Origin of the sequence: Listeria ivanovii subsp. ivanovii, assembly GCF_900187025.1 — a bacterium.
Classification (GTDB): domain Bacteria; phylum Bacillota; class Bacilli; order Lactobacillales; family Listeriaceae; genus Listeria; species Listeria ivanovii.
The window spans coordinates 1,978,520-1,990,864 of sequence record NZ_LT906478.1; the positions used below are offsets into that span (position 1 = coordinate 1,978,520).

14 protein-coding genes are annotated in these 12,345 nt (G+C 37.7%); 4 read left to right on the forward strand and 10 right to left on the reverse strand.

Going from position 1 to position 12,345, the window contains the following annotated elements; genetic code table 11:
- Positions 1-48: 48 nt before the first annotated feature.
- The 9 genes from panD to CKV67_RS09825 form a co-directional block, all read right to left on the reverse strand.
- On the reverse strand, positions 49-432 hold the full coding sequence (panD, locus tag CKV67_RS09785) for an aspartate 1-decarboxylase (protein ID WP_014093241.1): 384 nt from the start codon (positions 430-432) through the stop codon (positions 49-51).
- Between the two features lie 2 nt (positions 433-434).
- Positions 435-1,292, reverse strand: a complete 858-nt coding sequence (gene panC, locus CKV67_RS09790) for a pantoate--beta-alanine ligase (protein WP_014093242.1) — start codon at positions 1,290-1,292, stop codon at positions 435-437.
- A gap of 4 nt (positions 1,293-1,296) precedes the next feature.
- On the reverse strand, positions 1,297-2,130 hold the full coding sequence (gene panB, locus CKV67_RS09795) for a 3-methyl-2-oxobutanoate hydroxymethyltransferase (protein WP_014093243.1): 834 nt from the start codon (positions 2,128-2,130) through the stop codon (positions 1,297-1,299).
- Positions 2,131-2,298: 168 nt separating this feature from the next.
- Positions 2,299-2,772 (reverse strand): thioredoxin family protein, encoded by a 474-nt coding sequence (locus tag CKV67_RS09800; RefSeq protein ID WP_014093244.1) that lies wholly within the window; start codon positions 2,770-2,772, stop codon positions 2,299-2,301.
- 133 nt (positions 2,773-2,905) lie between these two features.
- The gene (locus CKV67_RS09805) at positions 2,906-3,895 is read right to left on the reverse strand and encodes a biotin--[acetyl-CoA-carboxylase] ligase (RefSeq protein ID WP_014093245.1); all 990 of its coding nucleotides are present in this window, start codon (positions 3,893-3,895) and stop codon (positions 2,906-2,908) included.
- Complete coding sequence (locus tag CKV67_RS09810) at positions 3,885-5,066, reverse strand: CCA tRNA nucleotidyltransferase (protein ID WP_014093246.1); 1,182 nt, start codon at positions 5,064-5,066, stop codon at positions 3,885-3,887. The genes CKV67_RS09805 and CKV67_RS09810 overlap by 11 nt, the downstream gene beginning before the upstream one ends.
- A gap of 15 nt (positions 5,067-5,081) precedes the next feature.
- A complete protein-coding gene (mgsA, locus tag CKV67_RS09815; protein WP_014093247.1) occupies positions 5,082-5,486 on the reverse strand; it encodes a methylglyoxal synthase in 405 nt (134 codons plus the stop codon).
- Positions 5,487-5,501: 15 nt separating this feature from the next.
- Positions 5,502-6,293, reverse strand: coding sequence for a 4-hydroxy-tetrahydrodipicolinate reductase (dapB, locus tag CKV67_RS09820; RefSeq protein WP_014093248.1), 792 nt, complete (start codon positions 6,291-6,293; stop codon positions 5,502-5,504).
- A complete protein-coding gene (locus CKV67_RS09825) occupies positions 6,290-6,625 on the reverse strand; it encodes a nucleotide pyrophosphohydrolase (protein WP_014093249.1) in 336 nt (111 codons plus the stop codon). The genes dapB and CKV67_RS09825 overlap by 4 nt, the downstream gene beginning before the upstream one ends.
- Positions 6,626-6,764: 139 nt before the next feature.
- Between CKV67_RS09825 and CKV67_RS09830 the strand changes: the two genes are divergently transcribed.
- On the forward strand, positions 6,765-7,631 hold the full coding sequence (locus CKV67_RS09830) for a YitT family protein (RefSeq protein ID WP_014093250.1): 867 nt from the start codon (positions 6,765-6,767) through the stop codon (positions 7,629-7,631).
- Here CKV67_RS09830 and CKV67_RS09835 read toward each other — a convergent pair.
- Positions 7,621-8,727, reverse strand: coding sequence for an NAD(P)/FAD-dependent oxidoreductase (locus CKV67_RS09835; RefSeq protein WP_014093251.1), 1,107 nt, complete (start codon positions 8,725-8,727; stop codon positions 7,621-7,623). The two genes, CKV67_RS09830 and CKV67_RS09835, sit on opposite strands and share 11 nt — an antisense overlap.
- 307 nt (positions 8,728-9,034) lie before the next feature.
- Here CKV67_RS09835 and CKV67_RS09840 point away from each other — a divergent pair, with 307 nt between their 5' ends.
- Genes CKV67_RS09840 through CKV67_RS09850 form a run of 3 tightly spaced genes read left to right on the forward strand, consistent with a single transcriptional unit; the run spans position 9,035 to position 12,330 of the window.
- Complete coding sequence (locus tag CKV67_RS09840) at positions 9,035-10,171, forward strand: GGDEF domain-containing protein (RefSeq protein ID WP_014093252.1); 1,137 nt, start codon at positions 9,035-9,037, stop codon at positions 10,169-10,171.
- Between the two features lie 24 nt (positions 10,172-10,195).
- Positions 10,196-11,323 (forward strand): GGDEF domain-containing protein, encoded by a 1,128-nt coding sequence (locus tag CKV67_RS09845; RefSeq protein WP_014093253.1) that lies wholly within the window; start codon positions 10,196-10,198, stop codon positions 11,321-11,323.
- Entirely contained in the window at positions 11,320-12,330 is a 1,011-nt protein-coding gene (locus CKV67_RS09850; RefSeq protein WP_014093254.1) for a glycosyl hydrolase family 8, read from the forward strand. Before CKV67_RS09845 ends, CKV67_RS09850 begins: the two co-directional genes overlap by 4 nt.
- Positions 12,331-12,345: the final 15 nt, after the last annotated feature.

Sequence of the window (12,345 nt, forward strand, 5' to 3'; positions counted from 1 at the left end):
AACAAACGAGCAGCTTGAGCAAAAATTCGCTCAAGCTCCCCGAATTACTTATAAAGTAGTATGCGCTTTTTCTTCTGGAAGAATCATTTCGATTTGATTTTGCTCGTCTAATACGACGATTTTTGGTTCGTGTGTGCTTGCTTCCTCTTTGGTAAACATCCCATAGCTAATAATAATAACGACATCGCCAACTTGCACGTGTCTTGCAGCAGCACCGTTTAGACAAATCACGCCACTACCAGGCTCTCCAGGGATGATATAGGTTTCAATTCTTGCGCCATTGTTATTATTGACAATTTGTACTTTTTCATTAGGGAGCATGTCGACTGCTTCTAGGATAGCAGAATCAATTGTAATACTTCCTACATAATTCAGATTGGCTTCTGTTACGGTCGCTCGGTGAATTTTGCCATTCATCATTGTTCTAATCATATTTACCGCCTCTTTACATTGATTAATTCGTTATCGATTAAACGTGCTTTCGAATATTTCACAGCTGCTGCAATGATAATTCCTTTAGTCCAATCAGTCACAGGTGTGAATTCTGGGTAAGAATAGATAGACAAGTAGGCAATTTTTTCATGCGCTGTTTGCTCATTTATTTTAGCTGTCATTTGCTGGATAATATTGGCTTCACTTGTTTCACCAGCTTCAATTAAACTTCGACCTAGTGTAAGTGCTTTGTGAATAACAGACGCTTCCTTACGTTCAAGTTCCGTTAAATAAACATTTCGAGAACTTTTTGCTAAGCCGTCATCTTCCCTGACAGTAGGTATTATCCGAAGATTAACTGGGAAAAAGTAGTCTTCTACTAATCCGGATACAACGGCTACTTGCTGGGCATCCTTTTGTCCAAAGTAGGCATTATCTGGATTTACTAAGTGAAATAGTTTTGTTAAGACAGTAACGACACCGTCAAAATGGCCTTCTCGGTCTGCTCCATCAAGGACAGAAACACGTTTTTCAACATGTAACTTCGTCGCAAGTTCTGCTGGATACATTTCTTCCACGGTTGGAATAAATAAAATATCTACGCCACCTTCTTCAGCAAGTTTTACATCATGCGTTTCATCACGAGGATAAGCATCAAAGTCTTCATTTGGGCCAAACTGTGTTGGATTGACAAAGACACTCATGACAACATAATTATTTTCTTTTCTAGCATGACTGACAAGCGTCATATGCCCTTCATGTAAAAATCCCATTGTTGGAACAAAACCAATTGTTTGATTAGCACTTTTTTGTTTAGTAATTGCATGCTTTAATTCTTCTTTACTTCGAATGATTAACATGATGTTATTCCTTTCCGTATAGGCCTTTTAAATCTTCTTCGGCCATCGTAAAGCTATGTTTTATTTCAGGAAAACTAGTCTCTTTTACTTCTTTCACATAACTTGATAACGCAGGCGTAATTGTTTCATCAATATCTGCATATGCTTTAACGAATTTTGCTCGGCGACTAATTCCGTAACCAATGATATCGTGGTATACAAGTACTTGTCCATCTGTTTCAATCCCTGCTCCAATGCCAATGGTTGGGATAGAAAGAGCTTTTGTTACTTTTTCTGCGAGCTGACGAGGAATTGCTTCTAATACAATAGCAATCGCTCCTGCTGCTTCCACTGCTAACGCATTTTCAATTAATTCTTGCGCTTCCTCTGTTGATTTAGCTCGAACTTTGTAGCTACCTGTAAGTCCAACACTTTGCGGCGTTAAACCAAGGTGAGCAACTACTGGCGCCCCTGCTTCTGTTAAACGAGCAATTTTATTTACGACTTCTCCTGCACCTTCCAGCTTAACTGCATGGGCACCGCTTTCTTGTATAATCTGACGTGCATGCTTAATTGTTTCATCTATAGATCCATGATAGGTCATAAATGGCATGTCTGTCACGACAAACGTGTTTGGAGCGCCTCGCTTTACAGCTTTCGTATGGTGAATCATGTCGTCTACCGTAACTGGCACCGTGGAATCATAGCCTAAAACTACCATTCCAAGTGAATCTCCAACTAAAATCATATCTGCATCGGCTTGTTCTACGTTTTTAGCAGAAGGATAATCGTAGGCAGTGATCATTGTTATCTTTTCTCCGTTTTCTTTCATGGCAAAAAAATCTACTGGTCTTTTCATTTTCTTGGCTCCTTTTCGTCCCTGTTAAATTACTTTAATCAAGGCAAAAAACATATTTTGGGTTAGTAGCGTTCGTATGATCCGTTAGCGGTATCATCCATTCATTGCTACCATATGTATAATAACATAAATACATGCTTACTTAAAGTATGCAAATTGAAGAGAGGTCTACTCAGAGACCTCTTTACTCACTTTGTTCATCCAGTTAGTTAGTTTTTCTGGTTCATCGGTAGCTTTATAGGTTGATGCTACTTTTCCATCTTTCAAATAAACTATTGTTGGAACAGATTCAATGTTCATCTTCTTTAAAAGTGTCGTCATATCATCACGACTTTTTTTGGAGGCCTTATCGGTATTATAATAAGCTAAAGGCTCTTTTAACTCCCTCGTTTCTAATTCTTTTTTTAAGATTGGTTGAAAAGCTTGGCAATCCTCACATGTAGGGCGCCCAACGTAAACAAATCCAGTATATTTATCGGCCATCTTTTGTTTAAACTCACTCGTAGAAATTGTTTGCAAAAAAGCGGCACTTTCTTTTTCCGTTTGGTTTGCTTTATCTTCTGCTTCTTTTTTATTATCACCACAAGCGCTAAGTGTTAACAATACGGTTATAATCGCGATAAAAAACATCATTTTTTTCATAAAAACAGCTCCTTGGTATCATTGTAGTTGATTTTTTGCAAAAAAGAAAAACTCGAAAAAGTGCTTTTCACACTGTGAATTCGAGTTAAAAGATATGTTTTCAGTTATTTAAGTAGAATGAAATGGTTCTTTTTTAGGGTGTTTGATTATTTTCACTATCAAGTAAAATATCTGCGGAATAAATAGCATGCACTTCTCCTAAAACATCTTGCAATAAGAGCACACCTTCATCAGAAATTCCTTTTACTTTACCGTGAATTTTCCCTTTTGTTGTGCTTGCTGTTAATTTTTCTCCAAACGGGATCGCCTTTGTTTCCCATAATAACTTAATTGGTGCAAAACCTTTGTCTAGAAAAAGCGCATAATATTTTTCTAATGAGGTTAAAATTTCTTGCAACAATGCTTTTCTGGAAACACTTGCACCTAGTTCTAATTGCAACGAACTCGCTTTATCTTTAATTTCTTCTGGAAATTGTTGTTGATTAACATTGATTCCCATCCCAATAATAACGGCATGAATTGTTTCTGCTTCGGCTTGCATTTCAGTTAAAACACCACAAATCTTTCGCTTTCCTATGTAAATATCATTTGGCCATTTAATTTTTGGTTCTAGTTTTGTAGTGTTTTCAATCGCTTCTGTAATTGCGAGAGAAGCTATAAAAGTAAACTGTGGTACTTTTTGTATTGGAATTTGTGGCTTTAAAATAACGCTCATCCATATACCTTCTCCTTTTTTGGAGTTCCACGGTCGTAGTAAACGTCCCTTCCCAGCGGTTTGCTCATCTGCTACGATAACGGTTCCTTCTGGGCTTGATTCGATGTGCTGATGAGCGATAATTTGGGTAGAACTGACAGAATCATATATTTCTAAATGCTGACCAATAAATTTTGTTTCCAACCCAAGGAGCAGGGCATCTTTTGTATATTGCTCTGCTGTTGCGGATAATCGATAGCCTCGATTTCTTACTGCTTCAATTTCAAAACCTTCTTTTCGTAGTGACTCCATCTGCTTCCAAACAGCCGTACGTGAACAACCAAGGCTATCCGCAATCTGTTGTCCAGATAAATAAGCCCCATCACTCTCTGTAAATAAAGCAAGCAATTTTTCTCGGTTATTCTTCATGATAGCCAAGCCACCTTCTTATCGCGTTTTTTTCATTCTTCAATTCTTTCAAAATAACTGCTCGTTCGATTTTATCAAGTGTTTCCTTCATCCAAGGACCTGCCTTTTCACCTGACCATTTCAGTAAATCAGCCCCAGTGATTGCAAGATCTTTTTTGGAGTGAATCGGAAGTGCTTGATAAGCTTTTGTGAGCAGTTCCAGTTGATTTTCACCAAACCGGATGGTATTTAATTCATTTACTAAAGAAAAAGCTTCTACACCAGCATGATAAAGTTCTTCTTCAGACCAGTCTGTTTTTTTAGTTAACGCATACTGATACGTTTTATTAACTAGCTGTACAGTTTTGTTTGGCAATTTCCACGCCTTCAAAAAAGCAGTCAGATTATTCGGCTTCACAGCAACTACTAATCCAAGCCAAATAGCCATTTCCGATTCTCGCTTATCCCAGTTCCAACTAGCAAAGTCGCTAAGTGCAGCTGCTTTTCCTTTTAAGCCAGGTAAAAAGGATTCCATTTCGACTTTTAAGAGTAGTTCCATTGCCCGTTTAATAGCAGAACCTTTTACCATTTTCACCCATTCTACTGTTATTCTCTCAAAAGATGTATGCTTTAACAAACCAATTTGATTTTGTAAGGCCGCTTCTGTCTCCTTTTCTAAATGAAAGTCTAGTTGGCTAAGAAAACGTATCGCGCGCATCATTCTGAGTGCATCTTCATGAAAGCGTTCGGAGGCTTTTCCCACTGCCCGGATTTCTTTCTTTCGAATCGAATTTTGACCTAAAAAAGGATCATGCAAGTCAAAATTCTCATCCATTGCAATCGCGTTCATCGTAAAATCTCGGCGTAATAAATCTTCTTCTAGTGAACGAATGAAAGTTACTTCACTCGGGCGACGATAATCTTCATAAGCCCCTTCTGTTCGGAAAGTAGTCACTTCATAGTATTCGTTATTTTCTCTAACCGTAACTGTTCCATGGGCGATTCCCGTATCATAGGTCGAAGCGAAAATTGTCTTTACTTCTTCTGGATAGGCACTGGTTGCAATATCCACATCGGATATCGTTCTATTTAGCAAATAATCTCTGACAGACCCGCCAACAAAATACGCTTCAAAACCCTCAGTAGTTAATTTTTGCAATACCGGAAGCGCCTTTTTAAAAACGTCATTCATCTGTCAATCGCTCCTTTATTCATCGTTTCTTCGTAAATCCCGCCAATCAAGAAAACCAGCACCTAACCCACGAATTAAAATTTCTGCTGTACCAATGTTTGTCGCGAGGGGAATTTCGTATACATCACATAGTCTAATAAGTGCCGTCACATCAGGTTCATGGGGTTGTGCAGTTAAAGGATCACGTAAAAAAATAACTAAATCCATTTTATTTTCGGAAATACGGGCACCAATTTGCTGATCGCCACCAAGCGGACCAGACTTAAAACGATGTACGGTTAAACCGGTTGCTTCGATAACACGCATTCCCGTTGTACCAGTCGCATATAACTCATGCGGCTCTAGTAAATGTTTATATGCAGTCGCAAATCCTACCATCAACTCTTTCTTCTCGTCGTGCGCAATTAGTGCGATATGCATTCTATTCACCTATCCTTAGTCTAAAATATTTTCTAATCCATAAACAAGTGTTTCTAATTCTTTTGTTTTACGAACTGAAAGTGCTACGCCTGACATAAAGGAAATCCGGTCATAGGAATCATGACGTAAAGTTAGCCCTTGACCTTCTGCACCAAAAATCACTTCTTGATGAGCAACTAATCCAGGTAGACGGACACTATGAATGCGCATTCCTTCAAACTCTCCACCTCTTGCACCTTCTATCAATTCTACTTCGTCTGCTGCACCTTGTTTAACGTAATCTCGTACTTCCGCCATCATTTCTGCCGTTTTAACAGCTGTACCACTTGGCGCGTCTAATTTATTATCATGATGTAATTCGATAATTTCTACATTCGGGAAATATTTAGCTGCTTTTTGGGCGAATTGCATCATTAAAACAGCTCCGACAGCAAAGTTTGGAGCAATTAATGCGCCAATTTTTTTAGATTCAGCGATTTCTCTTAGTTCAGCAATTTGTTCTGGTTGAAATCCAGTCGTTCCCACAACTGCACGAACGCCATGTTCTAAGATTATTTTTGTGTTAGTATACCCTACTTTAGGTGTTGTAAAGTCAACTACACAATCAGGTTTTTCCTCTTCCAACATCCTAGCTAAATCAGCATAAACAGGTACATTTAAAGAGCTAAATTCGGCTATTTCATGGATGTTTTTCTCTTTTGGTTCATGATCTAATACCGCAATAAGTTCTAAATCAGCTTCTCTTAAAATGGTTTTGACAACCTCGTGTCCCATTCTTCCTTTAAATCCAGATACTGCTACTTTCATTCTGCTTGTTCCTCCTTCTTAGTCCAGCGATTTTTATCGCGTTCTTTGAATTTTGCTAACACAGTGTCGTGCGCTTCCTCCATATCAATACCAAGTGAATTAGCCATACAGGTAAGCACAAATAAGCAATCGCCAAGTTCTTCTACTACCGTTTTTTCTGATTCACTTGATTTTTTTGGCTTTTCGCCATAATAATGATTAATTTCCCGAGCTAGTTCGCCAGTTTCTTCCGTAATTCGGGCCATCATTGCTAGCGGGGAAAAATAACCTTCCTCGAATCCACCAATGAAATCGTCCACTTCTTTTTGTATTTCTGCCATTGTTTTCACCATAGGTTTTCCCCCTTTTTGTGTTAAACTAAAATAGGTTTTAAGACTCGATTGTTAACTTCATTTCATTATACCTAAACAAATACATACAAGTCCATGATTTTTCACTTACTTATTAAATAGATTGCAAGGAGGAAAAACGATGCTAAAAACACTGCGCACCAAAAACATTTGTTTTATCATGCTCGGGACAGCGATTTATGCTTTCGGACTCGTAAACTTTAATATCGCCAATAATTTAGGAGAAGGCGGCCTTGCTGGTGTAACACTTTTCTTGCTTCATTTCTTTCAAATTGATCCAGCTTACTCCAACTTAGTCCTAAATATCCCATTATTTATTTTAGGCTGGCGTGTTTTAGGCAACCGTTCGCTTATCTACACAGGGGTCGGAACAGTTAGTTTATCGCTATTTTTGTGGATTTTCCAGCGTATTCCTTATACCTTAGATTTACATAGTGACTTACTACTAGTCGCACTGTTTGCAGGTGGTTTTAGTGGCATTGGATTAGGTCTAGTATTCCGGTACGGTGGAACAACTGGTGGTAGCGATATTATTGCCAAGCTACTAAACCATACAAAAGGAATTAGCATGGGACGAACGCTTTTTGCGATTGATGCGATTGTCCTTCTTGTCTCCCTTTCATACCTAGACATTCGCCAAGTGATGTATACGCTTGTCGCAGTTTTCATCGGTTCACGTGTCATCGATTTTGTCCAAGAAGGCGCTTATGCAGCTCGTGGGGCACTTATTATCTCCAAAAATAATGACTTAATCGCCTCTCATGTAATGCTTTCGATGAACCGCGGTGTGACAGTTTTAGAAGGCCGTGGTGGTTTTTCCAAAAGCGAGCAAGACGTTCTGTATATTGTTGTCGCTAAAAATGAAATTGTTCAGTTGAAAAATATCGTCCAAGCAGTCGATCCTCATGCATTTGTATCCGTTAGTGTCGTTCATGATGTGATGGGCGAAGGATTTACATTAGACGAAAATAAAAATCCTATTTACTAATGTACTTGCTAGGTAAATAATTCGCTAGTGGTAATTCACTCTGCCAACCTAGTGCTAAATCTGCTAAAATTTTACCTACATAAGGACCTGTGGTTAATCCAGAAGCACCAAGTCCATTAGCAAGAAAGACGGATTCCAAACCCGGAAGTGCACCAATTAATGGGGCAAAATCTGGTGTATATGGCCTTGTTCCAACAGTCACATTCGCTATTTTTTCAGAAGTAGCCTGCTCCATAAAAGAGCTCACTTCATCTAAAATCTCTGCTTGACCTGCTACTGTTGGCTCGATATCGAAGCCAGCAGTTTTTTCGTGAGTTGCACCTACAATAACCCGTCCACTTTCAAAAGGGACAATCGATTTAGAGCTAGGTGGTAAAATAACTGGCCAGTCATCCGTATCCCAATCCCCAAAATCCAGTTCAAGTAATTGACCTTTTTGTCCCAAGACATCCGTTTTATATCCAGCATCAGCTAGAAACCTCGCTAACCATGCTCCTGTCGCGATGATTAATTTATCATAGTTTTCTTTTCTACCGGCAACATGTACTTCCCCCGTTGCTGAAAAAGTCGCTTTACCAGATAAATTTCTCACCCCATTTTCTTGTGCTGCCGCTAGTAAAGTCCGGCAAAAAAGGCCACCATTTACTCTAGCAGCGCCACTTACAAAGACAGAACTAAAACCAGGCTTTACTAAAGGGAATTTCTGTTTTGTTTCAGTTTCTGTTAACTTCTCAATCACTCCCATAACTGGTGCATCCTCTCGTCTTTTCTTTGCAAGATTAAAAAGCTGCTCGGTTTTTTCCGCTGTTGGCCTAAGTGCAAGAACGCCTACTTGTTTGTATCCAGTTTCTTTGCCTGTATCATCAGCGAGCATCTGTGCCATCTTTGGATAAAAGGTCGCGCTATTTTTAGCTAATTCATACCAATACTTATTTCGTCTTTTAGAAAGCCATGGACAAATGATTCCAGCAGCTGCTCGACTTGCTTGTCCCGGCTCATTCGAATCAATTAATGTAACCTCGACGTTCTCTTTAGATAATAAATATGCCGCACTCGCTCCAACGATTCCTGCACCAATAATCACGATTTTTTCCATCTTTACACCCCTCTATATCAATTGTGACACAAGTTGACTTTTTCAATACTCTTTGTAATAATATGTGAAAATAGTTAAGTTTACAAACAACTAATATCCTCGACTTCATTCTATCCATTGTACTAAAAATCCAGCTTTAATTATACAAGGCAGATTTTGGCTTATCTCGTCGTCATTACCATATATCCTCCTAGAGTGCTTTCTCCTATCACTGGTTTTTGCACTACGTCTCGGCTAAAAAATTATTTATTCTGCCTTCATTAACATTTCAGCTGTTTTAATCTGCTGAGATATGGGAGATTTTTTTATGCTAAATATTCTTGAATCCTTATGGAGTAGCATGGCGCTTTTTTTATCAGCGCTTTTTTTTCACGGAATGGCACTGCGGTCACTTCGAGATAAAAAACCTACTTGGTTCCAAAACAAATTCGCCAATGAAATTATCAATTATTCATTGGGTATTTATTATGGTTTCTTAGGGGTATACTTCATTATTCGTGGGCTTCCGGGGACGGATTCTGGAATTTATACGGATATGTTACTAAATATTTTAATCGTCTTGCACTTATTTTCATCTGCTGGTCCAGCCACCGTTGCATTACTACTTATTATTTCGGGAAAAATAATTTTGGGCGATGCATTATTTTCTAACCTTTTTTATATTTTTTTAATTATTGGTTTTCATTTTGTTTGTATGGAAGCAGCAAAACTCCGCTTAAGCACTGTACGTAAAGTCGTACTAATCAAACTTGGTGCTATTCCGCTGATGCTTCTTTACTTACATCAAAAAATCCAAATTGCTTATTCTGTGGAAAACTTACCTGATTGGGCACTCTACTTTTCCGTGTCTTTTGTCACTACCTTCATTATTGTTTCTGCAGCGTATTATATAGATACTTCCAATAAGTTGATTTATGATTTGCAGCAATCGACCATCCTTGATCCATTAACAGGTTTATCAAATTATCGTCATTTTGAAGAAATATTTACTAATTCCTTTCAACACGCTGCAATAAAAAAAGCTAATTTGAGTTTAATTATCATTGATATTGATTATTTTAAACGGGTAAATGATACATATGGACATTTAGTTGGCAATGGAGTTTTATCGACATTTAGCCAAATGCTTTTAAAAATTAGCTTCCCGCCGAACACAACTATCGCTCGAATTGGCGGAGAAGAATTTGCGATTGTTTTATCCAATATAAATGCGAGCGAGACAGAGCATCTAGCAGAAAAAATCAGAAAAAAAGTGGAAAAAATCGAGTTTCCAATCGTGGCTACTAGTTCTATCATTACGATTTCTGCAGGCATTGCTCATTTCAATGGAAATAATTACCTTACCTCTGAAGCGCTATTACAAGCTGCCGATCAAGCACTTTATAATGCGAAACGAAATGGTCGAAATCAAGTACATATTCGCGATGCAGAAACCGTTCTTTAATTTGGCAAAAGGAGATGAATCATGATGTTTGGAATAATCAATTCATACATAGATAGTTTAGCTCTCTTTCTTGCTATCCTTTTTATCCAAGGGATGTCATTTCGAAAAATCCGGCAATACCGTCCCCAGTGGTTTCATAATTCAAGTAAAAAAGCCTTTCTTTCCGTAGTACTTGGTATTTATTATGGTTTTGCAGGGGTTTATTTTATATTTGAAGGTGTCTTTGAAAATAGTCCCGTTATCTATACAAATATGCGAATTTTGATTTTAATGGTTACTAGTGTTTTTGGTGGTCGCATTCCGCTCATTTGCGCCTATATTGTGATGATGATTGGTAGGATTAGTTTGCATGCTGATGCAATTGTCACTAGCCGTTACATCATTTTAATGACGCTTATTTTTGCTGTATGTCTACTAATTACTTTTTGGAAAAAACAACGCTTTTCAAAATTTATGGCACTGATTATTTTATCCTTCCCAGCACAACTGTATTATTATATAAATAATTTTGATCAAGGGCGCGTTTTACAAGGTTTTGAAATTGTCGAGTATTTTTGCCTGTTCTTTGCTACTAGTCTTCTCGTGTTTTATGCTTGTAATTATATTGATAAAAGTAATCTTGTCATTCAAACCTTGACCGAAACCGCGATGACCGATAGTTTGACTAATCTCCCAAACATGCGTTTTTTCACCCAACAATTCACTTGGATTTTTAATAAATCACAAAAAAAGAAAATCCCTTTATCCTTGTTTATTATTGATATTGATCATTTTAAAGAAATTAACGATTTCCATGGACATCAAGCTGGAAATACCGTCCTCTCACAGTTTAGTAGTATTCTTAAAAATCGAACGTTTCCGCCGCGGACAATATTTGCCAGAATTGGCGGAGAAGAGTTCGCCGTGTTACTTCAAAATGTAGACGCTGAGCAAGCCGCATTCATTGCTGATAATATCCGTGAAGAAATGGAACGTGCTAGATTCCCATACACTCCTGCTAGCGGCACCGTAACTGTATCAATCGGTGTAGCATCTTCTAATTGTTCGTTTGCTACAACAGAATCCTTATTCGAAGCTTCCGATCAAGCACTTTATCAAGCCAAGCAAAATGGACGTAATCAAATTTATATTCACCAGGGGGATGCGCTATGAAAAGAATAATTTTCCTTATTGCGATACTTTTACTCGTTGGTATAGGATGTTATTACTTAATCCAACCAGAATCCACTTCTAAAAAAAGGATGAATAGACCAAAAGAAACAACCCCCACTTCCACATCTGTTCAAGAGTACGTCGAACAAAATTATACAACTAAGAATGGTTTAATTATTAATTATAAAAATGCCAAGGAACCGCATTATCTTGCCGAGAGCATTGGGCTTTATATGGAATATTTAGTGGAAGTAAATGATAGTGCTAAATTTCAAAACCAAGTGACTTTACTACAGAAAAACTTTATTACAGAAGATAACTTTATAAAATGGGAAGTAGCCAAGAGCACAACAACAAATGCCATTGTCGATGACTTCCGAATAACCGAAGCATTATATAGCGCGAGTAAAAAATTCAAACATCCTGCTTATAAAAAATTAGCAGACACACTTCTTAAAAATACCCAAAAGTATAGTTCCAAAGAAAATATTCCAGTTGACTTCTATGATTTTGTACAAAAAAAAGCAGCTAATACCTTGCATTTAAGTTACATGAACATTCCCGCAATGAAGCATACTAATTATCCAGCAATTGCCTATCAGCCAATCCAAACGGTTAGTGCAGAACCTTTTTTTACAGAAGTATTTCAAAACGGACAATTTCAATTTGCAGATGCAGAAGAAGTAAATATGATTGACCAGATGCTTATTGCTCTTGCTTATTACGCTGAGAACGGCTTTACAGAGCCAAATTTCAATAAATTTCTTCAAGAGGAACTTTCTTCCAAAAGCAAAATTTACGCCCGCTATAATCGAAAAACGAAAAACCCAACTTCTGAAAATGAATCCACCGCAGTTTATGCCTTTTTGACACAGTATTTTAACAAGACAAATCAACCTAAAAATGGTAAAATCACCAAAGGGTTATTGCGAAAAATGGACACGTCTAATCCTGAAACGACCCATTTTTTCGATTATATAAATAAAGAAATAACCCTTAAGAAATAACGGAAAGAAGTTGGA

Bases quoted from the DNA above. Each gene is read 5' to 3' on its own strand.
- panD (WP_014093241.1), bottom strand. From the start codon at position 432: ATGATTAGAACAATGATGAATGGCAAAATTCACCGAGCGACCGTAACA.
- panC (WP_014093242.1), bottom strand. From the start codon at position 1,292: ATGTTAATCATTCGAAGTAAAGAAGAATTAAAGCATGCAATTACTAAA.
- panB (WP_014093243.1), bottom strand. From the start codon at position 2,130: ATGAAAAGACCAGTAGATTTTTTTGCCATGAAAGAAAACGGAGAAAAG.
- CKV67_RS09800 (WP_014093244.1), bottom strand. From the start codon at position 2,772: ATGAAAAAAATGATGTTTTTTATCGCGATTATAACCGTATTGTTAACA.
- CKV67_RS09805 (WP_014093245.1), bottom strand. From the start codon at position 3,895: ATGAAGAATAACCGAGAAAAATTGCTTGCTTTATTTACAGAGAGTGAT.
- CKV67_RS09810 (WP_014093246.1), bottom strand. From the start codon at position 5,066: ATGAATGACGTTTTTAAAAAGGCGCTTCCGGTATTGCAAAAATTAACT.
- mgsA (WP_014093247.1), bottom strand. From the start codon at position 5,486: ATGCATATCGCACTAATTGCGCACGACGAGAAGAAAGAGTTGATGGTA.
- dapB (WP_014093248.1), bottom strand. From the start codon at position 6,293: ATGAAAGTAGCAGTATCTGGATTTAAAGGAAGAATGGGACACGAGGTT.
- CKV67_RS09825 (WP_014093249.1), bottom strand. From the start codon at position 6,625: ATGGTGAAAACAATGGCAGAAATACAAAAAGAAGTGGACGATTTCATT.
- CKV67_RS09830 (WP_014093250.1), top strand. From the start codon at position 6,765: ATGCTAAAAACACTGCGCACCAAAAACATTTGTTTTATCATGCTCGGG.
- CKV67_RS09835 (WP_014093251.1), bottom strand. From the start codon at position 8,727: ATGGAAAAAATCGTGATTATTGGTGCAGGAATCGTTGGAGCGAGTGCG.
- CKV67_RS09840 (WP_014093252.1), top strand. From the start codon at position 9,035: ATGCTAAATATTCTTGAATCCTTATGGAGTAGCATGGCGCTTTTTTTA.
- CKV67_RS09845 (WP_014093253.1), top strand. From the start codon at position 10,196: ATGTTTGGAATAATCAATTCATACATAGATAGTTTAGCTCTCTTTCTT.
- CKV67_RS09850 (WP_014093254.1), top strand. From the start codon at position 11,320: ATGAAAAGAATAATTTTCCTTATTGCGATACTTTTACTCGTTGGTATA.